General features: G+C 70.0%; 18 protein-coding genes and 7 tRNA genes. 10 read left to right on the top strand and 15 right to left on the bottom strand.

The window, feature by feature from the left end; translation table 11 throughout:
• The first annotated feature begins 43 nt into the window (after positions 1-43).
• The 6 genes from KF689_04410 to KF689_04385 all read left to right on the top strand — a co-directional run bounded on the left by KF689_04410 (position 44) and on the right by KF689_04385 (position 5,630).
• The gene (locus KF689_04410; GenBank protein ID MBX3132614.1) at positions 44-1,330 is read left to right on the top strand and encodes an acetyl-CoA hydrolase/transferase family protein; all 1,287 of its coding nucleotides are present in this window, start codon (positions 44-46) and stop codon (positions 1,328-1,330) included.
• Positions 1,331-1,612: 282 nt separating this feature from the next.
• Positions 1,613-1,990 carry a GntR family transcriptional regulator gene (locus KF689_04405; protein ID MBX3132613.1) on the top strand — a complete coding sequence of 126 codons (378 nt, stop codon included), beginning with the start codon at positions 1,613-1,615 and terminating at the stop codon, positions 1,988-1,990.
• The gene (locus tag KF689_04400; protein ID MBX3132612.1) at positions 1,987-2,895 is read left to right on the top strand and encodes an ABC transporter ATP-binding protein; all 909 of its coding nucleotides are present in this window, start codon (positions 1,987-1,989) and stop codon (positions 2,893-2,895) included. Before KF689_04405 ends, KF689_04400 begins: the two co-directional genes overlap by 4 nt.
• Positions 2,895-3,545, top strand: coding sequence for a hypothetical protein (locus KF689_04395; GenBank protein MBX3132611.1), 651 nt, complete (start codon positions 2,895-2,897; stop codon positions 3,543-3,545). Before KF689_04400 ends, KF689_04395 begins: the two co-directional genes overlap by 1 nt.
• Positions 3,538-4,557, top strand: a complete 1,020-nt coding sequence (locus KF689_04390; protein MBX3132610.1) for a hypothetical protein — start codon at positions 3,538-3,540, stop codon at positions 4,555-4,557. Before KF689_04395 ends, KF689_04390 begins: the two co-directional genes overlap by 8 nt.
• Positions 4,557-5,630: a hypothetical protein gene (locus KF689_04385; GenBank protein ID MBX3132609.1), complete on the top strand. Its 1,074-nt coding sequence runs from the start codon at positions 4,557-4,559 to the stop codon at positions 5,628-5,630. Before KF689_04390 ends, KF689_04385 begins: the two co-directional genes overlap by 1 nt.
• A gap of 39 nt (positions 5,631-5,669) precedes the next feature.
• On the opposite strand, the gene KF689_04380 is transcribed toward KF689_04385, so the two are convergent.
• From KF689_04380 to KF689_04330, 11 genes are all read right to left on the bottom strand, one after another.
• Positions 5,670-6,254 carry a hypothetical protein gene (locus KF689_04380; protein ID MBX3132608.1) on the bottom strand — a complete coding sequence of 195 codons (585 nt, stop codon included), beginning with the start codon at positions 6,252-6,254 and terminating at the stop codon, positions 5,670-5,672.
• A gap of 140 nt (positions 6,255-6,394) precedes the next feature.
• Positions 6,395-6,466, bottom strand: a tRNA-Thr gene (locus KF689_04375).
• 29 nt (positions 6,467-6,495) lie between these two features.
• A tRNA-Leu gene (locus KF689_04370) sits at positions 6,496-6,577 on the bottom strand.
• A gap of 67 nt (positions 6,578-6,644) precedes the next feature.
• A tRNA-Asp gene (locus tag KF689_04365) sits at positions 6,645-6,719 on the bottom strand.
• A 107-nt stretch (positions 6,720-6,826) separates the two neighbouring features.
• Positions 6,827-6,898, bottom strand: a tRNA-Glu gene (locus KF689_04360).
• Between the two features lie 30 nt (positions 6,899-6,928).
• Positions 6,929-7,001 (bottom strand) — tRNA-Glu (locus tag KF689_04355).
• Positions 7,002-7,081: 80 nt separating this feature from the next.
• Positions 7,082-7,154, bottom strand: a tRNA-Trp gene (locus tag KF689_04350).
• Positions 7,155-7,166: 12 nt separating this feature from the next.
• Positions 7,167-7,240: transfer RNA gene (locus tag KF689_04345), tRNA-His, on the bottom strand.
• Between the two features lie 124 nt (positions 7,241-7,364).
• On the bottom strand, positions 7,365-7,931 hold the full coding sequence (efp, locus tag KF689_04340) for an elongation factor P (GenBank protein ID MBX3132607.1): 567 nt from the start codon (positions 7,929-7,931) through the stop codon (positions 7,365-7,367).
• A gap of 78 nt (positions 7,932-8,009) precedes the next feature.
• Positions 8,010-11,213 carry a PD40 domain-containing protein gene (locus KF689_04335; GenBank protein ID MBX3132606.1) on the bottom strand — a complete coding sequence of 1,068 codons (3,204 nt, stop codon included), beginning with the start codon at positions 11,211-11,213 and terminating at the stop codon, positions 8,010-8,012.
• The gene (locus KF689_04330) at positions 11,210-11,797 is read right to left on the bottom strand and encodes an arylesterase (GenBank protein ID MBX3132605.1); all 588 of its coding nucleotides are present in this window, start codon (positions 11,795-11,797) and stop codon (positions 11,210-11,212) included. Before KF689_04330 ends, KF689_04335 begins: the two co-directional genes overlap by 4 nt.
• A 145-nt stretch (positions 11,798-11,942) precedes the next feature.
• Between KF689_04330 and KF689_04325 the strand changes: the two genes are divergently transcribed.
• Both KF689_04325 and KF689_04320 read left to right on the top strand, forming a co-directional pair.
• Entirely contained in the window at positions 11,943-12,650 is a 708-nt protein-coding gene (locus KF689_04325) for an ABC transporter ATP-binding protein (protein ID MBX3132604.1), read from the top strand.
• Positions 12,647-15,193: an ABC transporter permease gene (locus KF689_04320; protein ID MBX3132603.1), complete on the top strand. Its 2,547-nt coding sequence runs from the start codon at positions 12,647-12,649 to the stop codon at positions 15,191-15,193. Before KF689_04325 ends, KF689_04320 begins: the two co-directional genes overlap by 4 nt.
• Before the next feature lie 9 nt (positions 15,194-15,202).
• Here KF689_04320 and KF689_04315 read toward each other — a convergent pair whose 3' ends face one another.
• Positions 15,203-17,719: an Ig-like domain-containing protein gene (locus KF689_04315; protein MBX3132602.1), complete on the bottom strand. Its 2,517-nt coding sequence runs from the start codon at positions 17,717-17,719 to the stop codon at positions 15,203-15,205.
• Between the two features lie 69 nt (positions 17,720-17,788).
• On the opposite strand from KF689_04315, the gene KF689_04310 reads away from it, so the two are divergent.
• A complete protein-coding gene (locus KF689_04310; GenBank protein MBX3132601.1) occupies positions 17,789-18,352 on the top strand; it encodes a hypothetical protein in 564 nt (187 codons plus the stop codon).
• 22 nt (positions 18,353-18,374) lie between these two features.
• On the opposite strand, the gene KF689_04305 is transcribed toward KF689_04310, so the two are convergent.
• From KF689_04305 to KF689_04295, 3 genes are all read right to left on the bottom strand, one after another.
• Entirely contained in the window at positions 18,375-18,644 is a 270-nt protein-coding gene (locus KF689_04305) for a hypothetical protein (protein MBX3132600.1), read from the bottom strand.
• Positions 18,645-18,672: 28 nt separating this feature from the next.
• On the bottom strand, positions 18,673-19,770 hold the full coding sequence (locus KF689_04300) for an NTP transferase domain-containing protein (protein ID MBX3132599.1): 1,098 nt from the start codon (positions 19,768-19,770) through the stop codon (positions 18,673-18,675).
• Positions 19,771-19,900: 130 nt separating this feature from the next.
• Positions 19,901-21,220: a YfcC family protein gene (locus tag KF689_04295; GenBank protein MBX3132598.1), complete on the bottom strand. Its 1,320-nt coding sequence runs from the start codon at positions 21,218-21,220 to the stop codon at positions 19,901-19,903.
• A 247-nt stretch (positions 21,221-21,467) separates the two neighbouring features.
• On the opposite strand from KF689_04295, the gene KF689_04290 reads away from it, so the two are divergent.
• On the top strand, positions 21,468-22,109 hold the full coding sequence (locus tag KF689_04290) for a class I SAM-dependent methyltransferase (protein MBX3132597.1): 642 nt from the start codon (positions 21,468-21,470) through the stop codon (positions 22,107-22,109).
• Positions 22,110-22,126: the final 17 nt, after the last annotated feature.

Raw genomic sequence — 22,126 nt, 5'->3', positions numbered from 1 at the left:
AAGTGTGCGTGACGCAACTCGTTACCGGAGTTACACTTCGGGTATGCCTCCAACGTCCGATTGGGCAGCTCGCGCCGGCACCGCCGACGACGTCGTCGCTCGCATCCGTTCTGGGATGCGCGTCTTCGTGCACGGCTCCGCCGCCACGCCGCACCCACTGCTCGAAGCCCTGTGCCGTCGCACGGACCTCGAGAACGTCACGCTTTACCACCTGCACACCGACGGCGCCGCACCTTGGATGGCCCCGGGGATGCAGGGCCGCTTCCGCGGCGTCTCGCTGTTCACGGGTCCATCGCAGCGCGAGCCCGTGAACGCCGGCCGCGCGGACTACGTGCCAATCTTCCTCTCCGACGTCCCCGGACTGTTCCGCAAGGGCATCGTCCAACTGGATGCCGCGCTGGTGCAACTGTCGCCGCCGGACCGGCACGGCCTCTGTTCCCTGGGTACGGCGGTGGACGCCGCCCGCGCCGCGGTGGACTTCGCCCCGCTGGTGCTGGCCGAGATCAACGCGCAGATGCCGCGCACGCACGGCGACACCGCGCTCCCCGTCAGCCGGCTCGACGCGTTCACGCAGAGCGACCGCCCCCTGCCGGCGCACGCACCCGCGGCCGAGACGCCGGCGATCGCCAAGATCGGCGAGATCGTCGCCGGGTTGGTGGAGGATGGCAGCACCCTGCAGATGGGCATCGGCGCGATCCCCGACGCGGTGCTCGCACGCCTCGGCCACCTGCGCGACCTCGGTGTGCACACCGAGATGTTCTCCGACCGCTTGGTGGATCTCTTCGCCACCGGTGCGATCACCAACAGCCGCAAGGCCTTCGCGCTCGGGCGCATCGTCACCTCATTCGTGATGGGCACGCGCAAGGTCTTCGACTTCGTCGACGACAACCCGGGCATCCTGTTCGAGGGTTGCGACTACACCAACGACACCGGCCGCATCGGACGGAACCCGAAGGTCGTCGCCATCAACTCGGCGCTGCAGGTGGACTTGAGCGGCCAGGTCTGCGCCGACTCCATCGGCACGCGCATCTATTCGGGCATCGGCGGCCAGATGGACTTCATCCGCGGCGCCGCGCGCTCCGCCGGCGGCAAGCCGATCATCGCGCTGCCAAGCACCGCCGCCAAGGGCACCGTCTCCCGCATCGCGCCGGTGCTCGACGAAGGCGCCGGCGTCGTCACCACCCGCGGCCACGTGCACTGGGTCGTTACCGAGTACGGCGCCGTCAACCTGCACGGTCGGTCGCTGCGGGAGCGGGCGGAGCTGCTGATCGGAATAGCGCATCCTGATTTTCGAGATTGGTTGCGGAAGGAAGCGCGGGTTCGGTTGTAAGTCGCGGTGGGTGGGGACGCTGGGAGGCGGGAGACGGGGAGGCGGGTGACGGCAGGGAGATGGGAGAAGGGAGATGGTTGGGAGAAGGGAGATGGCTGGGAGAAGGGAGAAGCTTGAGAGAAGGCCATCTCCCGACCGTCTGCCCTCTCTCAACCATCTCCCCTGTCCCCTCTCCCCGCCGTCACCCCCCTCCCTCCTCCCCTGTCGCAACCGCCCCCCCTTGACAGCCCGTCGACTGCGTACCAGTGTACTGCCACACCAATACACTAAATCGCACCGACAGTGTTCTCTCGCATCGACCCCCGCAGCCCCGTCCCGATCTATGCCCAGATCGCGGACCGCGTGCGCGTGGCGATCGCCTCTGGTGAACTCACCGAAGGTGATGCCCTGCCCTCCGTGCGTGCGCTGGCCGGCTCGCTCCGCGTAAACCCGGCGACCGTGGTACAGGCGTACCGCGAGCTCGAACGCGAACAAATCGTCGAGATGCGCCAAGGCGCCGGCACGTTCATCGCCGCAGTCGGCACCGAGACGAAGAGCCGCGAGCGCGGCGCCGCCGCCCGCCGGCTGGTGCAGCAGATGCTCGCCGAGGCCGCTCGCCTCGGCCTCAGCCACAACGACATACAGAACGCCGTGAACCGCGAACTCCCGGAGGAGAAGTGACGGACGCCATTCGCATTCGCGATCTGGCTTGGAAGGCGGGACGAGACTTTGCCATCCGTGATCTCTCGATGCGCGTGCCCACCGGCGCCATCTATGGCTTCCTCGGCCCCAACGGCTCGGGCAAGACCAGCACCATCCGCCTGTTGCTCGGGATGTTGCCGGCGGACGGCGGGCAGATCGAAGTGCTCGGGCATCAGGTGCCGGAGCAGGCGCCGCGGGCGCTGGCGCGCATCGGCTACGTGCCGGAGCGCCTGCACCTCTATGGACGCCTGACGATCGAGGAGAGCATCCGCTATCACGCGGCGTTCTTCGCGGGCTTCGACGACGCCGAGGCCGAGCGGCTGCGCAAGCGCTTTCACCTGCGCGAGTCGCAGAAGGTGAGCGCGCTGTCCAAGGGCGAGGCTGGCAAGCTGATGATGCTGCTGGCGCTGGCCCAGCGGCCGGACCTGCTCGTGCTCGATGAACCTACCGACGGCCTCGACCCCGTGGTGCGCCGCGACGTGCTGGCCGCGCTGGTGGAGTTCGTCGAGGCGCAGCGGGCCACGGTGCTGATCTCCTCGCACCTCGTGCACGAGCAGGAGCGCATCTGCGATTGGGTCGGCGTGATGGACGGCGGCCGCCTCGTCGCCGAGCTGCCGATGCAGGAGTTCCGCAGCGGCATCAAGCGCCTGCGCGTCGGGCGCGCGCCGGCGGCCACGGACAGCCTGCCCTTCGCCTTGCTCGGTCGCGTCGCCAGCGGCCCCAGCGCCGAGGCCTGGGTGGTGCGCGGCTGGCAGCCGGAGATGCGTGAGTGGTTCGCGCGCAGCGGCGCGGAGCTACGCGAAGTCGAGGACCTGGACCTGGAAGAGAGCTTCGTCGAGCTGCTGAGCGGCGCACGTACCACCATCACCACGGAGATGCGCTGATGTTCGCGATGGTCTTCCGCACGCAATGGCGGTGGACGCGACTGACCGTCGGCGGCTTCGCCCTGCTCGCCTTCCTCTTCCCCGCCCTCGCCTGGCGACTCGGCAGCGGCATCTTCCAGCGCGGCGAGATCGCCGTGATGGAAGGCTTCCAGGCGCTCGGGCCGATGCTCGGCTTCCTCGCGCTGTTCGGTCCCTTCGTCCTCGCCGCCCAGCCGTGGACGATCGACCACGAGACGCGGCACGTGTACCCGCTGTCACTCCCGATCCCGTGGAGCCGCTGGGTCGCGATGCGCTTCGCCGCCGGCGCGCTCACCCTGGTGCTCCCCGCCATCGCGCTGTACCTCGGCGCGTGGCTCCTGCTCGCGAACCTCGAGCTGCCTCCGCTGCTGCGCGGGTATCCGGGCGCGATGGCCCTGCGATTCCTCTTTGCCTGCTTGATTGCCTACGGCGCGACATTCGCGCTGCAGTATCTGGCCGGCAAGCGGGCGGCGGCGGTGTTCCTCGCGCTCCTCGTCGGCGTCTCGCTGACGCTCGGCTCACTCGCGCTGCTCGGCTACCCCAACGTCGCCGAGTCGGTGGGCAAGTTCTTCTTCGAGTGGCCGGGGCCGCTGGCGATCTTCGTCGAGCCGTGGACGCTGATCGATGTCTGAACGACTGATGCTCGCGCTCGTCGTTGCGCTGGGCGTGGGTGCGTTCCCCCTGCCCGCGCAGGAGGCGACCGCGCAGCGAGACCTGCCCGCCCTCCACGCCGAGCGCGATCGGTTGAACGCGCGGTGGCGCGAGGCACGCGAGCGCCTGGATTCGCTGCGCAACGTCGGTCGCGCCGTCTCCGACACGTCGCTCGTGGTGCACGGCGCCGAGATCCAATTCAATGCCGCCGCGCTGCCGGATGGCGAGCGGCGGTTGCTGCGGCGCGGATTCGAACTCGCGCAGGCTGAACTCGTCGCGGCTTTCGGCGTGGAGGCGGCCGACCTGCTCGCGGGAGGGCGCTGGCGCCTCTCCGTGCGTCAGCCCGACGTCCGCTTCGTCCGGCCACGCGCGTTGCTCGAATCCCTCGGCGAACGCAACGAACGGCGCTTCACTGCCCCACTGACCTTCCCGCTCTCGAGCGCCGCGATCGCGAAGGCCGCGCGCGACCACGCCACCGTACGCCTGGTGGCGCGCCACCCGGCCACCGAGCGTTGGCTCGGCAGCTCCATCTCATCGAGCACGGACTTCGACGCCCACTATCTCTCACACCGGATGCTCGTCACGCATCCCTCGAGCCCCGCGCGGCGCTGCGCGCGTGGCGTGGTGGACGACTGCGTCGCCATCCTCGACCCCACCGCGTGGTCGCAGTGGTACGATCCGGGCGACTCCACCGGCAGCGAACGCGGCGCCATCGCCGGACCACTGCGACAGAGCGTGATCCGCTACGCCGTGGAGCGGGATGGAGCCGCGGTCTTCCGGGCGCTGAGCAGCTCGACCGACTCGGCCGCCAATCCGGTCCCGATGCTCGCGCGTGCACTGGGGCAGAGTCCCGAGGCGTTCGTCGCCGGCTGGCAGGCGCACATCGCCGGCGCCGGTGCGCACCGCGCGCGCGCGCGCCCAGGCACCGTGCTCGGCGTGCTGGCCTGGTCCGCACTCTTCGGGTTCGCCGCCACCCGCCGGAGGCCCCGCTGATGCGCCGATTCCTCCTGCCGCTTGCCGGCACCGTGATGGCGGCGGCGCTGTTCGCCGCGCTCATTCCCGGCGACGCGGCACTCGACGTCTACGACCTGATGCAGCGTGATCCACAAATCGCGGCCGCCCAGCGCGAAGTCGCCGCGGCGTCGGACTCGCTACGTCGCATCTCCAGCGTGATCGAACGCACCGAGATCCTCGCGCACGCCGCCGGCCTGCGTCGCAGCGCGGCGGCCTTCGAACTCAGCGCCGAGCCGGACGTCCCCGTCGCGACGCGTCAGGCCTTCGCCGAGCGCCTGGCGGCGGTGGGCGCGGCCCTCGGCACGCCGCGCGTCCCGGTGCGCGTGCACGTGGTGCGCGTGGACCGACTCTTCGGCGCGTACACGCGCTATGTCGTGATGCCACGCGAAGGCGAACCCTGCATCGTGGTCGTGGCCATTCGGCGCAACCAAGCCCAGTTGCGCCCGCTGGACGGCGACCGCGTGATCGGCGCCTGCGGCTTCTACGCCGCGTACGGGATGCCCGGCGCGGGAATGCAGCAGTGGCTCGAGACGGACCAGGGTCGCAGCACCGGGACCGACTCCGCGAGCGCGGAGTTCTTTGACCACCGGCCGCGCGCCGGACGCGCGCCGGCGCTCTTGGCGGCTTTCTCGCCGGTGAGCGTCGCCTGCGTGGCCGGCAACGATGCCGCCTGCGAACGCACCCTGTTCGGCGCGCGGCCGATGGATCAGGTCGAGGTGCCCGCCCCGCCCCGCGGCGCCACGCGCCGCGTGCTCCGGGCGGGCACCGTCAGCCGCCCGACGCTCCCGACCGTCACCCTGGCCTTGCTGCGCGAGCACCTCGGCGAGGCGAGCTTTGCCCGGCTCTGGGCGAGCGACGAGGCCCTCGCCGAGGCGTACCCGCGCCTGACCGGCGAGCCGATGGCGGTGTTTGCCCGGGCGGCGCTGCGTACCGAGGTGCCTCCGCGCCGACCGGGGCCCCTGCACGGCGGCCTGCCCCTGCTGCTCGGGCTCGCCGTCGGAGGCGCGCTGGCCACCTGGGCCATCCGCGGAACGAAGCGCGCCCGGTCGTAGCGAACGACCGGGCGCGCGGGTCCGACGGGTCGGCGTGCCTTAGGGCGCGTTGCCCAAGGCGACCACGCGCTGCTGGACCATATCGCGGATGCGAATCTCGAGGTCGCCGGTCGAGGCGCAGCGCACTTCCTGCGTGCTTGAGGTGATCGGGTTGCGCCCGGTGGCCGTGACCAGCGTGGCCACGACCGAGCCACCGTCGGGATTGGCCGTCACGGTCGTCACGATGGTCATCGAGATGGTGTAGGTCTCGGCGTTCTCGATACCGCCGGAGCGGCCGCACTCGAGATAGCGCTGCATCGGCACGCGGCCGATCTGCCGACGCGTGCGCCAGCCCTCGTTGCCGATCATCTTGCGGTTGTCGTCCTTGACCGTGAGCGGGATGGCGAGGTCGCCGTAGACGGCCGGCAGCACCGACCAGACCTGCGCGACCGTGCCGGTGGAGAGGAGCCGCACGTTGTTGTCGAGGTTCATCCCCTGGATGGCGAGGCCGCCGCCGCCGGAGGAGGTCACGATGCGTTCGGTCTGGACGACGGGCGCGGCAATCGGCGCCGGATCCGACGAACCACCGCCGCTGGCGCAGGCGGCCGTGAGCGTGACGAAGACAGATGGGAGCAGGAGGCGCATCAGGGGTCCCTATCCTGGTGGTGGTTGAACTGCGTTACCCCAGTGTGACGGCAGGGGTCCCGTGTTGTCAACCGCAACGGCCGGACCGGACGCATAACGGCCCTTCGCGTGGGCGAAGGGCCGTCGGAGCTGCACCTGAGAGCCACAGGTGGGAATTGAACCCACGACCGCTCGATTACGAATCGAGTGCTCTACCCCTGAGCTACTGTGGCGGGGAGAGGATCCCACCGGGACCAGCCAATGCCCTGGCGCGGACTCGAACCGCGACGCCTTGCGGCACCACCCCCTCAAGATGGCGTGTCTACCAATTTCACCACCAGGGCGACTCTCGGACGGATGACGGATGACGGAAGCCTTGAAGCATCCGTCAGCCGCCATCCGTCCGTACAACGGGAGCGACGGGGCTCGAACCCGCGACCTCTCGAGTGACAGTCGAGTGCTCTAACCAAACTGAGCTACGCCCCCAACACCATCCTGCACGTGCAGCGATCGGGAGCGCCTGCCATCACCCGTCCTTGCACCTTCCGTCTTCCGTCTTGTGTCTGACGTCCCGCCCCCGCAGGGGGCGAGTATAGCCCCAACGGGAATCGAACCCGTCTCTGCACCTTGAAAGGGTGCCGTCCTAGCCGATAGACGATGGGGCCGATGTCCCTCGGACCTGCTGACCTACGGAGTAGCGGTAACGGGATTCGAACCCGTGTTCCAGCCTTGAGAGGGCTGTGTCCTAGGCCTCTAGACGATACCGCCGTTCTTGCTGCGCGACGGATGACTGATGACGGACGCCATCGCTCCGCATCCCAACTCGCATCCGTCCTCCGTCCCTCACACAGGCCCGGAGGGAATCGAACCCCCAACCGCCGGTTTTGGAGACCGGTGCTCTACCAATTGAGCTACGGACCTAAGACTTCGAGGGGTGGCTGACGGGATTCGAACCCGCGACCCTCGGAACCACAATCCGATGCTCTAACCGACTGAGCTACAGCCACCATATCGCAACCCGATTGAGCCGCAGAAGGCGAAAAATAGCGGGGCGCTCAGGGCTTTTCAACTAGGGACGGATGACGAACGACGGATGCCACAAGCGTCCGTCATCCGCCCTCCGTCGAACACTCAGTCCTTGGCTCGATCCATATACTCGCCCGTATTCGGATTCACGCGCACCCGCTCACCCGACGCAATGAACTCCGGCACGTTGATCGTCACGCCATTCTCCAGGACCGCCGGCTTCGAGCTCGCCGTCTTCGTCGCCGTCTTCATCACCGGCGCCGTGTCCACGATCGTGAAGTTCATAAACTGCGGCAGCTGGATGGACATCGGCTTCCCGTTATAGAACTCCACCATCACCATCATATTGTCCTGCATCCACGGCGCGTTGTCCCCGAGCGTCTCCTCGTCCATCTCGAGCTGCTCGTAATTGTCCGTGTTCATGAAGTGGTAGGAATCGCCGCCCTTATACAGGAACTGCAGCTCCTGCGTCTCCATATCCGCCTTGTGCAGTTGGTCGTCGGCGCGGAAGCGGTGCTCGAAGTTGTTCCCCGAGCGCAGGTTCTTGAGCTTGGCCTGCACCATCGCGCGCAGGTTGCCCGGCGTGTGGTGACGGAACTCGATGATGCGGCAGGGATCGCCTTCGAAGACGATCACCATCCCACGACGGATTTGGGTAGCCGGGAGAGCCATATGCGAACCGGACGAATCAGGTGAATATCGGGCCTAAACGTAGACAGCCTCGAAGTTTACCCGATTCACCCTCCCCGGTCAACGGAGTCGAGCCAACAGCGCAGCCACGGCCGCGTCCAATTGGCTGTCCCGCCCCGAGTAGCCCTCGCCCATCGGGCGGTCCACCCGCACGTCCACCGGCCGCGGGAAGAGCTCCATCTCCTTGCCCTCGGCGTCGCGCACCCGGATGAACGGGATGCGCAGCGTCGTGCCCTCAAACAGGGTCACGTTGCTCGTGTAGATGATCCAACCCGATGTCGGCTCCCCGACCACCGGCCCGAGGCCCAGCGCGCGATAGCCCTCGGTGAAGTCCTCCGCGTCGCTCAACGAATGCTGGTTGGTGACGAGCACCGTGGGCCCCTCGAAGGCCCGCTGCCCGAGCTGCAGGCGCGCCGAGGCCTCCACCCCCGTGCCGCGACGCTCCATCGACAGGTACGGGCGCCGGCTGAAGACGTCCAACGCGTAGGCGTTCACGAAGCCGCCGTTGTTGTTGCGCAGGTCGATGACCACGCCCTCGCGGCCCAGGTTCTCGGCGTCGAGGTCCACGTACAGCTGACGCAGCGACCCTTCGCCCATATCGAGCATATGCACGTAGCCCAGGCGCCCGCCGCTGACGCGCGCGACGTACGCGCGGCGCTCGTCGACCCACGCCCGGTACCGGAGGTTCTTCTCCGCGCCCGTGCCGATCGGCAGCACCGCCACGTCGCGCGCGTTGCGGCCGTCCGCCGAGGCCGCCACGCGCAGCGTCACGCGCCGACCCGTGGTGTACGCCAGCAGCGAGTCGAGGTTGGCACCCTGCACCGGCGTGCCGTTGACGGCGATCAGGAACTCGCCCGGCGCGACACCGCCCGCGACCGCCACCGGCCCGTCCGTGAGGATGCCGGCGATGCGCAGCCGTCCATCACGCTCGGCGTCCTCGCGCACGAAGTCGAGTCCGAGGCGACCGGTGCTGGGCCCCTGCGCCGCAGGCCCACCGACACCGGTGTGCGACGCGTTGAGCTCACCGATCATCAGCCCGAGCGCCCGGCGCAGCTCGTCGGGCGTGCGCGACGCCGCGACGACCGGCGCGAAGGCCTCGCGCACTGCCGGCCAGTCCACCCCGTGCATCTCCTCGTCGTAGAAGTTGTCGGCCGTCAGGCCCCAGACCTGCCGGAACACCTCGGCGCGCTCGGCCTCGAAGTTGGTCTCGAGCGTGGCCGTGAGGTTGACGCTGCGGGCCTGGCGGTTCTCCACGCCGATGGCCTGCACGCGGCCGCCGCTGAGGAACCACAGTTCCTTGCTATCCGGCGACCACTGCACGTCGCCCTTGCCGCCGGCGCTTGATGTGACCTGTCGCAACTGCGGCGCCTCGGTGGTGCCTTCTTCGAGCGGCCAGGTCCAGAGCTGCGTCTGGCCGGCGGCGCTGCCCACGACGGCGACCGTCTTGCCGTCAGGGCTCACGAGCAACCCACCGCTACTCACGTTGATCGGGAGTGCGTTGGCGCGGCGCCGGAGGCCGGCCGTATCGATGCGCACGTTCACGGCAGGAGCGGGAGTGCTGGCGGCCGACGCCGAGCCCCGTGCGGCTGCCGCGCTGCCGCGCGGCGCGGAATCCGCGGGAAACAGCGCATCAAAGCGCGCTTCGCGGAACGTGGGCGTGCGCGGCACGAGATCCACGCGGATCGCCTGGCCCTGTTCGGTGCGCTGGCTGTTGCCGAAGTACAGTGAGCGCCCATCCGTGCTCCACGCGATGGTGCTGCCAAAGGCATTGGAGAGGAAGCTCACCTGCTGGGGCGCACCGCCGGCCACGGGCACGACGAAAGCGTTGGTGAAGCCCCGCTCGGTGATGTCGAGGTACGCGAGCTGCGAGCCGTCGGGCGAGAACGCGAAGTTGCGCTCCGGGACGAAGGGCACGCGCCCGAGCTGGGCGCCGCGAGCCACGAGGCGCTCCGCGCCGCTGGCCACGTCGACGACCCGCAGCTCGCGACCGCCGCGCACGAAGGCCACGAGCTTGCCGTCGGGCGACCAGCGGGCGCTGATGTCGTCACCGCCGGCCGTGAGCGCGCGTTCACTGCGCGTCGCGAAGTCGTACAGGTAGAGTCGTGCGCGCTCCTCGCGCCACGCGGAGTAGACGAGCCGGCGGCTGTCCGGCGCCCACGCGGGCATCGCCTCGAGCCCGACGCTCCGCGTCACGCGCGTCGCCTCGCCGCCGTCCTTGGCGTCGGCGGCGAAGATCTCGCCGCGAATCACTAAGGCCAGTTTTCGGGCGTCCGGCGAGAGCGCAAACTCCTGCACGCCGGCGTTGAGCACCGTGCGCTCCGGCCCCGGTACCGTCGGCGCGCCGCGCAGGGCAATCGCCAGCGGCGCCGCGGCGCCTCCGGCCACGCGCAGCGCCCAGATGCGGAAGTCGCGTTCGAAGTAGATCGTGCCCCCGTCGCGCGTGAGACGCGGCCAAAGCACGCGACCCTCGGTGAACGAGGTCAGCGCCACGGCCTCGCCGCCGCCCACCGGCTGCCGATACAGGTTCTCCGTGCCACCACGGTCGCTCACGAAGTACAGCGCCTGGCCGTCCGGCGCCCACATCGGCCAGGCATCGCGACCCTTGCCCGGGCGCTGACCCGTCGAAACACGCGTGTAGCGCGGCGTGGCCTCGAGCGTGAGCGTCCAGATCTCCGATTCATCGAGGTGCGAGGAGCCGTTGCGCCACCACTGCGCCGCCGTCACGCCGCGCGCGGTGATCGCGAGCCGGCGTCCGTCAGGGGAGGGCGCAGCCCAGTACTCGCTGGCGTAGCGGTCCCCGGCGACGCGCATCGGCGTGCCACCGCTGGCCTTCACGCGGTACACGTCGTTCATCCCGGCGATGTCCTGGGACGTGGACGAGAAGTAGACCCACTGCCCGTCCGGCGACCACGCATCCAGCTGCTCGGCGCCGTCGTCGAAGGTCAGCCGACGCACCGCGTTCGTCGCGACGTCGAGCACATAGATATCGCCGTTGCCGCTGCGCGTGGAGACGAAGGCGAGGTGGCGGCCATCCGGCGACCAGCGCGGGCGGTAATCGTTGGCGGCGTGTGCGACGAGCAGGCGGGCCTCACCGCCAGCGGCGGGCGCGACCCAGATGTCGCCGCCGGAGACGAACGCGATCTGGCTGCCGTCTGGCGACGGGTCTGGCTCGGCGAAGAGGGCCGTGCGCGGCGCGGCGGACTGGGCGCCCGCCGAGACCGCGATGCCGAGGGAGAGTGCACAGACAATGAATGCGTGTGTCATCGAGATTCGGCTCCCGGTACCTGACGCAGGACCGGCGCGAGGGTCCGCCACATATTCCGCGCGGCGAGCCGTGCGCCCGCCTCGGTGGGGTGGATTCCGTCCGCTTGATTGAGGCTGGGCACGCCGGCCACTCCGTCGAGGAAGAAGGGGATGAGCGTCACCGCCTCCTGGGCGGCTACGGTGAGGAAGAGGTCACGGAAGCGGCGCGTGTACTGCGGCCCGAGGTTGGGCGGCGCCTCCATCTGCGCGAGCAGGATGCGCACCTCCGGATTGGCGCTGCGCAGTTTGGCGATGATCCCGACGATGTTGGCGGCGGTGGTATCCGGCTCGAGGCCGCGCAGGCCGTCGTTGGCCCCTGTCTCGATGACCACCACGTCAGGACGGTCGCGCAGCAGCCAGTCGGTGCGGCGCAGCGCGCCCGCCGAGGTCTCGCCGGAGAGGCCGGCATTGACGATGTGCACGCGGAGCCGGTTGGAGTCCGCGATCTGCTGCAGGATGGCTGGATACGCCGCGTCTGGATCGATGCCCAGCCCCGCCGTCAGGGAGGTGCCGATGATCAACACGCGGACCCGCCCGTCGTCCATCGTTGCGACGCGGGGGGCCGTGGTGGTTGATTCCTCCGGAACCTGCACCGTCGCGGCGGGCTTCGTCTCGGAGCCGCCGCAGGCCGCCATCAGCATCGCGGCCGCGCAGGCCGTCGCGTAGCACCTTCCCCTTTGCACCGGACCGATGCTCGTTGCCCGCAACCTGACCAAGGAATATCGCAGTGGCACGGCCCCATTGGCCGTCCTCCGTGACGTGTCGTTCGATGTCCCCGAAGGGGCGTTCGTCGCCATCGTGGGTCCCTCTGGGAGCGGCAAGACGACGCTCCTTGGCTTGTTGGCGGGACTCGACCAGCCGTCCCGCGGTGCGGTGGTGCTCGACGACGCTGACCTGACGCGCCTGGACGAAGACGACCGCGCGAAGCTTCGCGGCGAGAAAGTTGGGTTCATTTTCCAGTCGTTTCAACTTATCCCGACGTTGACCGCCCAGGAGAATGTCCAGGTCCCGCTGGAACTGCGCGGCCGACCGGATGCCTCCGAGCGCGCCCGCGACCTGCTGGAACGTGTCGGCCTCGGCGACCGCCTCGACCACTTCCCCACCCAGCTCTCGGGCGGCGAGCAGCAGCGCGTGGCCATCGCGCGCGCCTTCGCCAACGAGCCCCGCATCCTCTTTGCCGACGAACCCACGGGCAACCTCGACGGTGCCACCGGGGCGAAGATCGTCGCCCTGCTCGACCAGCTGAACCGCGAGTCCGGGGCGACGGTGGTGATCGTCACGCACGACCTCAGCCTGGCCGAGCACGCCCAGCGCGTGATTCGCCTGCGCGACGGCGTGGTGGTCGAGGATCGCCCGGGCCAAGGCTCGCCGCTGCCCGCCGCCGGAGCCGGCGCGTGAGGGCACCCCTCACGACGCTCTTCCGCCTCGCCTGGCGGGAGAGTCGCACGGCGCGCCGCCGCCTGCTGCTCTATATGAGCAGCATCTCGCTCGGCGTGGCGGCGTTGGTGGCGATCGACTCCTTTGCCGCCAACGTGCAGCGCTCCATCAAGGAGCAGTCGCGCACGTTGATGGGCGGGGACCTCAACCTGCGCGCGCGGCAGGGATTCACCACGAAGGCCGACTCGATCCTCGACTCGCTGGCGACGGCGGGCTTCCCCACCGCCAAGGTGACGAGCTTCGCGTCAATGGCGTCGGCGCAGCCGAGTGGCAACACGCGCCTGACGCAGGTCCGCGCCGTCGGCGTCGGCTTCCCGTTCTACGGTGAAGTGCTGACCGAACCGGCCGGCCGCTGGGCCGAGCTGCACGACGGCCGCTACGTGATGGTGGATCCCTCGTTGCTGGTGGGGCTCGATGCGCAGGTCGGCGACTCCCTGCAGATCGGCTTCACGCGCTTCGAGATCCGCGCGGCACTCACGAACATTCCCGGCGACCCGGGCATCGCGGCGACGGTGGGCCCCCGCGTCTTCATCTCGGAGCGCCACCTCGCGGCGACGGGTCTGCTCGGGCTGGGCGCGCGCGCCGAGTACGAGGCGGTGGTCAAGCTGCCGGAGGGCACGCGCACGCCGATCTGGGCGGCGCCGCTGCGTCCGCGCTTCGACTCGCTCAACATCCGCCTGCGGACCGTCGAGGAGCGCGAAGGCGACCTCACCGACGCCATCCAACAACTGGCGCGCTTTCTCTCCGTCGTCGGGCTCATCGCGCTGCTGCTCGGCGGCATCGGCGTGGCCAGCGGCGTCAACGCGTTCGTGCAGCGCAAGATCGACACCGTCGCCGTGCTCCGCTGCCTCGGAGCCTCGAGCGGACAGGTGCTGACCATCTATCTCGTGCAGGCCGCGGTGATGGGACTGGTGGGCGCCGGGGCCGGCGCGCTGCTGGGCGTCGGCATCCAGTTCCTGCTGCCGCAGGCGCTTGGGGACTTCCTGCCCGTGGACGTGCAGGTGACGCTCGTGCCGTCTGCCCTGCTGCTCGGGCTCGGCATCGGGCTGTGGGTGGCGATCGTGTTTGCGCTGCGGCCGCTGCTGGTGCTGCGCCGCGTGTCGCCGTTGCAGGCCATCCGGCGTGATGACGCGGCGCTGGCTGCTTCGCGGCGCTCGGATGTCCTGACGCAGCTCACCAATGTCGGCCTGGTCGCCAGCGTCGTCGTGTTGGCCGTGACGCGCGCCGAGAACACGATGCAGGGCCTGCTGTTCGCGATCGGCGTGTTCGTGAGCATCGGGATGCTCTGGGGCAGCGCGGTGGGCGTGTCGCGCCTCACGCGGCGCCTCGTGCGTCCGAGCTGGCCCTACGTGCTGCGGCAAGGGATGGCCAACCTCCACCGGCCGGCGGCGCAGACGCAGGCGGTGGTGCTGGCCCTGGGCTTCGGCGCGTTCCTCGTCACGACGATCATCCTCGTGCAAGCCAACCTGCTACGGGCCTTCGACGTGACGGCGGCCGCCTCGCGCGGCAACCTCGTGTTCTTCGACGTGCAGGAGGACCAGCGCACGGGCCTCGCCGCGCTGGTGCGGGACAACGGGCACATCGTCGTGAGCGAGACACCGATCGTGACGATGCGCTTCGTCGGGGCCAACGGACTGGACCTCGCCGGCTGGTCCGAGCGTGCCGGGGTGCCAGTCCGCAACTGGGCGTTCCGGCGCGAGTATCGCTCCACCTACCGCGACTCGACGGTCGCCACCGAGACGATCCTCTCGGGCGAGTGGTTCAGCGAGCGGGCGCTGGCGCAGGGCGCGCGCGAGGTCTCGCTCGAGCGCGACATCACCGCCGAGCTCGGCGTCAGCCTCGGCGACACCCTGCGATGGGACGTGCAGGGCGTGGTGGTCGAGGCCGTGCTCACCAGCATCCGTGAGGTGGACTGGGGCCGCTTCGAGCCGAACTTCTTCGCCGTGTTCAGCCCGGCCGCCATCCGCGATGCACCGCAGCAGTTCGTCACCATCGCCGCCGTCGGCAGCGACACGGCGGTCGCGCGGCTGCAGCGCGAGTCGGTGCGGCGCTACCCGAACGTGTCCAGCATCGACCTCTCGCTGGTGCGCGGGACCATCAATCAGATCGTCAGCAAGGTCACGTTGACGGTGCGTTTCTTGGCGCTGTTCTCGTTGGCGATGGGCGTGCCGGTGCTGTTCAGCGCGGTGGCGGCCACCCGCCGCGACCGCCTTCGCGAGGGCGTGCTGCTCAAGACGCTCGGCGCCACGCGGGCGCAGATCGGGCGCATCCTGCTGGCGGAGTACGCGGTGCTGGGCCTGCTCGGCAGCCTGACGGGGATGCTGCTGGCCATCGGAGGTGCCTGGGCGCTGGTGACCTTCGTGTTCGAGGGCAGCTTCGCGCTGGCGCCACTCCCGGCACTGGGCGTCGCGACGATGATGACGGCGCTGGCGGTGTCGATTGGCCTGCTTACCGGCCGCGACGTGTTTCGCGAGACGCCGATGGCCGCCCTGCGCGAGAGCTGACGCGAGGCGTCATTGGACGCGCAGGACGGCGAGGCGGACGTTCTGGTGTGGCGGCGTGCCGTTCCCACTGGACAGCCGCAACAGCATTCGCGTGCCGGCCGCCCCGGGCGCGATGTCCACGATGGTGAAGCCCCCCGGCGGGACGTTCGCCGTGCTGTAGGCGAAGTTCCCCGCGGCGACGCGTGCCTGCAGCGGCTGCTCGCTCGTGAACAGTCCGTCGCTGGACACGCCGCCGCAGGACCCGATGTCGGCGCAGAAGCCCGCGAACAGCGACGCGAGATCCCAGGACGGGAACTGCAAGGTCGAATCCGTCACCGTGAGTCCGGCACGGCCGTCGCTCGCGAGGGCCAGCGACCAGCGCAGCAACATCTGGTCCCAACTGCGGCCCGCGCGGGCCTCGAGGTTGGCGACACCGCTGAGTCCGCCGGTGGTCAGCGCGGTGGTGAACGTCGCTTCGGACGCGGCGGCGTGGTCCAGCGCCCAGCGCAGCAAGGACCACGCGCTGCCGTAGTAGCTGCGGTCCCCGACGGTGGTGGGCCCGAGCGGCGAACGGACCTGTGACGCTGAGAGGAAGCGCCACAGCGCCTCGGCGTGCGGGCGCAGCAGCCGCGGCGTGTCGTGGCAGTCGGCCGCGCCCACGAGGACCAACACCTCACAGCGGATGGCATCGTACCCAGTGTTACCGGTGGCGGAGAGCCCGAGCACGGCGCGCGCGTAGACTTCCTCCGCGTGCAGGGCGCCGGCTTCCTCGAGCCAGCTCTCCTCGGGCAACTGCCCGCGCACGATGCGTTCGGCGAAGCTCACCACGTGCTTGAGCTCGTGCGCGATGGTTCCGCGGACCTCGTGCCGCCAGCGCTCGATCGTGCCCGGCACCATCCCCGCGGCGGCCGAGGTCGGCACCTGCAGGTAGAGCATCTCGCCGACGTTGCTGGACGGGAGTTGGGCGCGCGGGAAGAAGTCACAGCTCACCACCGCGCCGAGCACCTCGCCGTTGCGCAGCTCGTTCATCACCGGTGAGAGCACGATCACCACGCGGCCGTTGTCGTCCAGCCGGCTATCCATCACCAAGGGATTCCCAAAGCGCGAGAGCAGCGGCCAGATGACGGTCTCGACCTCGGTGCCCAGCGCGGCGATGGCGGCGTCCATCGTCCCCGCGAGCGTGGGGACGCCGTCGCGCATCGAGATGGTGTCCTCGACGATGGCGATGGTGCTCCCGAGATACACGACGCGCGCGTCGATCGGTCGGTAGCTGACGCAGAAGTTTGCGGCATCGAGGTCCGGGATGCGCACGGCCGTGATCCCACCGACGGCGGGCAGTTGCAGCGCGGGCTGCAGCGCCGATGTCGGCGCGAGGCGCATCTGCTGCAGTTGGCGCCGCGAGCCCTCGAGCACGCCGCTGTGCGCGGTGAGGGCGAATCCGCCGACGGCTTCGACGCTCGCCAGCAAGCTGGGCGTCCCGGCGCCCACGAGGCCCTCGACCACGGTGGTGACGCCGCCGCTGCCGAGCGCACGCGCGGCGTTGACGACCGTCACGAGGTAGCGACCGTCGCCAGGCAGCTCGACGCAGCGCGCCTCGGCGGCGCTCAGGAACAGCTCGGCGGTGCCGACGGCCGGGCTGCGCTGCGGTGCGACCTGCAGGCGGACCTGCTGCGCCGCGATGCCGCTTTCGGTCGTGACCTGCAGGAAGACGTCGCTGGTCGGCAGGCAGGGCAGGCCCGCCGACGCGAGCACGCCGGTGAGCAGCGTATCCGAGAGCGAGGTCAGCTGCAGCGCGCGGCCGTCCACGAATACGCTGGCGCCGCTAGGGGCGCGGGTGAAGCCTTCGCCGCGCACCGTGATCAGCTCGCCGGGATGGATCAGCAGCGGCGCGACCTCTGTGATGATCGGCGCCGCGGCACTCGGCGTGGGCGTCACGCGCACCGGCATCGTGCGCGACACGCCGTCCACCTGTACCGTGAGCACGGCGCGACCGATCGCGATCGGCGAGATGATGCCGTCCCCGGAAACGATGGCGATGCGAGCGGCATCGCTGGTCCACTGCGTGGGGGCGCCGATGATTTGCGCTCCACCCGCATCCACCGGCTGCGCCGTCACGCGCACCGGAGGCCCCGGCAGGGTGAGGATCAGCGAGTCCGGCAGGTCCACAAGATCGGCTGCCGGCGGATTCACGAGGAAGAGGCGCTGGTCGGCGAATACGGCGCTCGCCGTCGCACGGATGGTCGCGACGCCCGGGGCCAACGCCAACACATTGCCGTCCGCATCCACGCTCGCCAGCGCAGGCGTCAATGACCGCCACGCGATCGGCACGTCGAGGAGGTCGCCCGACACGTTGAGCGCGACGGCCGCGAGCGCGGCCGTCTGGCCGGGGCGGATCGTATCCGCCAGCGCGACGACCGCGACCTGCTTCACCGCGCGCGGGCCGAGCGGCCGCTCGCCACGGCAACCCGGCATCACCGCCAAGGCGGCGACGCCGAGAAGGCGACTGGAGAGCGTCCAGCGTGCGCGAATGCGGTGAAGGGAGCGCATCGGGATACTCGTACCATATGTGCCTAGGGCGATGCCCGCCACCGCCGAAGGCAGCGTTAGATTCTTGACGTGCTCCCCTCCCCTCGCGCCTGGGCCGCCGGCCGCTCGTGGTACTGGCGGCTTCCGCTCTTCGTCCTCATCGCGTGGCAGGCCGTCCGACCGCTGCGCGAGATGGGCCCGCATCTCTTCTCCGGCATCACCTTCGGCGCGCACGAGTTCGGGCATCTCTTCTTCGCCTTTTTCGGCGAGTGGATGACCGTCGCCGGCGGCAGCCTGATGCAACTGCTCGTGCCGATTGGCGCAGCGGCCGTGGTGCTTCGGTCCAAGGATTGGTTCGGCGCCGCCGTTTGTGCGCTGTTCCTGGCCTCGAGCCTCGGCGACCTCTCCTGGTACGTCGGCGACGCGCGGGCGCGGGACCTCGACCTAGTCAGCTTCTCTCCGGACGGCGGCGGGCACGACTGGGCCTACTTGCTCAAGAACGCCGGCCTGCTCGACCGCGACCTCGCCATCGCCCGCGGCGTCCGGTTCCTGGGCTGGCTCACGGTGCTAGCCGCCAGCGTGTTCACCGCGCGGCTGGTGTGGTGGATGGCCACGGAGCCGGCGCCCGCCAGCGAGACCGCGCCCGGCGCTTAGCCCAAGGTGGCACGCGCGGCCATCAGCGCGTGCGGCACACTGGCCGCTGCGGTGGCATCCCGCTGCACTGGATGCTCTCCGCCATTCCTGCCGAGATCGTGCCACAGGCCGTATTGACCACTGTCGTCAGCGCCTCCGCCTCATCCTTGCCGGAGGCGGTGGCGCAATTGGTCTTGCCGTTGAAGGTCACGCAGGCGGAGCACTCCACCTGCTGCGCGGCGAGCGTGCTGTAGAGCAGCAGCCCGGCGAAGCCGAGGGCGAGGATGATCGTGACAAGCGTTCCCTTCTTCATTGATCGGCCGTGTGGCGGGGGCGCAGGCTCATTGCGAGCCCTTCGGATGGATGCGCATCGAGCCGGGGAGGGCGTCGAGCAGCGGGCGCAGGTCGGTGGCGCGGTCCAGCGACGTCACGAAGGTCAGGCCGTCGAGCGAGACCACCAGCATCCGCGAGAGGCCGTACACGACCACCGTCCCTTTCTCGGCGTGCACGACGTTGCATTCGGCCTCGACGAAATGCACGCTGCCCACGGCACCATTGCCGTCGTCGTCGAGGTCGCGGGCGCGGCGCAGCGACGCCCAGGTGCCGACGTCGTCCCAGCCGAACTCGCCTTGGACCAGCAGCAGGCGCTGGCTACGCTCGAGCAGGCCGCGCTCCAACGACGTAGCGCGCACCATCCCGACGAAGCCCGGCAGGTTGCCGCTGCGCAGCGGCTCGAGCCCGTCGCGCACCTCGGGCGTATGCGCGGCCATCTCGGCAAGGAAGGTCTCGGCCGCACCGACGACGATGCCGCCGTGCCAGCGCGCACCCTGGGCGATGAGTTCGCCGGCTTCGTGCTCGCTGGGTTTCTCGACGTAGCGCAGGGTCGTCGTGGCGCCACCCTTGGCCAGGGGGTGGGCCGCGTCGAGCGCCGGCCCCGGCATCACGTAGCCGAAGCCCGTCTCGGGGCGCGAAGGCTGGATGCCCACCGACACCAACGCGGACTCGCGCGCGGAGTACGCCGCCGCGCGGCGCAGCGTGCGGCGGAACTCCTCGGCGAAGTCCACGGCGAGGTCGGCGTGGATGGCCACGCACATCGCGCTGGGACCCGCGCGGCGGTGGAGTTCTTGCGCGCCCCACGCCAGCGCGGCCGCGGTGCCCAGCGGGCGCGGCTCCACCAGGACGTTCTCGTCCGGCACGTCCCTCGTCACCGAACGAATCGCCGGGGCGATGTCGCGGCTGGTGAGGATGAGCACGCGCTCCGGGGGGATCGTCGGCTGGAGTCGCCCGACCGTCTCTTCGATCAGCGTCTGCTCCGAGACCAGCGCGAGCAGCGGTTTGGGCCGGGCCGGCGTGGAAAGCGGCCAGAAGCGCGAGCCGATGCCGCCCGCGAACACCACGGCCCAGAGTGCCACATCCGTTTCCGGCTCGGCGAACGCCACCGGCTGCTCCGCGGGTAACGTGCCTGCGGCGCTCCCCAGGGGGGGACCGCCGGTGGGTGGGACACCGGGGACGTGCATAGCGGGAAAACCTAGACGGGGCGACGCCGCAGTGCCACGGCTCCGCTCGAGGTCAACGCAGGATGAGGATGCCGACTGCCGCCACCAGCCACATCAGGAACATCCCCGGCAGGGCGTGCCGGAGCCACCGGCCGTAGGGGACGCCCGCTTTGAGCAGCATCGCGAGCATCGCGCCGTTGGTCGGATTGACCAGATCCGACATCACGGCGCCGGCTTGGAACGCCAGTACCGCGGTGTCGCGGCTGAAGCCCAGCAGGTCGGCCATCGGCGCCATAATCGGCATCATCAGGACGGCTTGCCCGCTCGTGGAGGGCACCGGAATGTGAACGATGGCGTGCACCGGAATCATCAACAGGGCGGCAAGCATCGGCGGGACGGCCTCGAGCGGGGCGACCGACCACGCGATCATCGTATCGATGACGCGGCCGTCGGTGAGCACGATGCTGATGGCGCGCGCGATGCCCACCAGGAGGCCGGCGCCGAGCATCGTCTCCATCCCGCGGATGAATCCGGCGGTGGTGACGTCGAGCGACATCCGTTGCAGCAGCCCGACGACGAAGCCCGCCACGAGGAACATCCCCGTGAGCTGGTTGAAGCCCCAGTCGAAGCGCAGCACACCCCACACGTAGATGACGATGGGCAGCACCAGTGCGGCGAGCGAGGCGGCATCTCGCCAGCTGGGCGGCGTCACCTCGACCACGTCCAGCGCGGGGCGAATGTCGTCCCGCCGCGCACGGAAGAGCGTCCACGCGATCCACAGCGCGACCGCGGCGCCGAGCAGCGCGAGCCGCAGTCCCATCGCGCTGCCCGGCGGGAGCTCTGCCATCCGCAGGGCGATCCCGGTGCCGAAGGGGTTCGTCGGCCCGAACGCCGCGCCGACGGCGGCGGCGCCCATACTCATCATCACCGCCGTGATGGCGCCGTAGCCGAGGCGCAGGGACAGCACCACGAGCACCGGCATCAGGGCGATGAACTCCTCGTGCATCTGCTCCGCCGCCCCGCCAATCGCGCAGACCAGCGACACCGACACGAGCACAAGCGGCGGGCGCAGTCCGCGCCCCAGCAGCGCGCCGAGCAGGCGCGCGAGCGCACCGGTCGCATCCAGCAACGCGAAGGCGCCGCCGATGACCAGGACCGTGAGGATGACCTCGATGCCGGTGGCGATCCCGCGCGGCACGGCCATCAGAGTCGCCCACGGACTCGCTGGTGCCGGCGTCACCGCCGCATAGGTCCCCGGCACCACCAGCTGCCGGCCGGCAGCGCCATCGAACACCCGCGTGTACTCCCCGGCGGGAAGCAGCCACGTGAACAGCGCCGCCACCGCGACGCCACCAAGGAGCAAGAGGAGGGGATGCGGAAGGCGGCGCGTCACGGCGGCCAAGTGTAGCCTCCCCGGGACAAGTCGGCAAACGAACCGACGAACGAGTCAGCCAACGGATCGACCAAACGCGTGCTAGTTTTTCGCGCCGTACGTAGCCCTCTCCCCTCTCCCAACCCTCTCCCAACCCTCTCCCCTCTCCCGTCTCCCCGCCGTCACCCCCCTCCCTCCTCCCCTCTCCCACTCAGTCAAGTTGAACCGCTCTCTCCCCCAGACCCTCACCTCACAGTTCCGCCGCCGGATGGCCACCCGCCTCCTCAAATGGCGCGGCCAGTTTCGCCGCTCCCCCTGGATGCGGCCGTACGAGGAAGACGTCATCACCGAACTGCTGCGCCGCCTGCAGCCGCGGCGCTGCCTCGAGTGGGGCGGTGGCCTCAGCACGGTGCAGTTCCCCGCCCTGCTGCCGGAGGCCGCGCGTTGGCTGACGATCGAGCACGACGCAGCGTGGGCACGGCAACTCGCAACGATGGTCACTCGCCAAGGCACCACCGTGCGGCACGTGCCGCCCGACGACCCGGCCTTCCGCGATGATGGGGACGCGACTGCATTCGCGTCGTATCTGGCCGCCGCCGAGTCCGAGGCGCCGTACGACTTCATCTTCATCGATGGGCGGGCCAGGGCGGCCGGAGTCGCGCGCGCGGCGCAGTTGCTCGCGCCCGAGGGCGTGGTCGTGCTGCACGATGCGAACCGCGACGCCTACCTCGGCGCAACGGCGGCGTTCGCGTATCAGGTGTTGTTGCGCGATCGGCGATGCGGGCGACCGCGGGAGTCGGGTGGGGTGTGGCTTGGGAGTCTGGGGCGCGACCTCAGCAGCGTGCTCGACGTCGCCTTCCACCAACGCGTGTGGGCCTTCTACAACGGCATCGGGCGCTTCATCGCGTAGCGAAAGACCCGAGGCGG

Source organism: Gemmatimonadaceae bacterium (genome assembly GCA_019637355.1).
Classification (GTDB): Bacteria; Gemmatimonadota; Gemmatimonadetes; order Gemmatimonadales; family Gemmatimonadaceae; genus Pseudogemmatithrix.
This window is presented reverse-complemented; position numbering and strand designations above follow the sequence as displayed.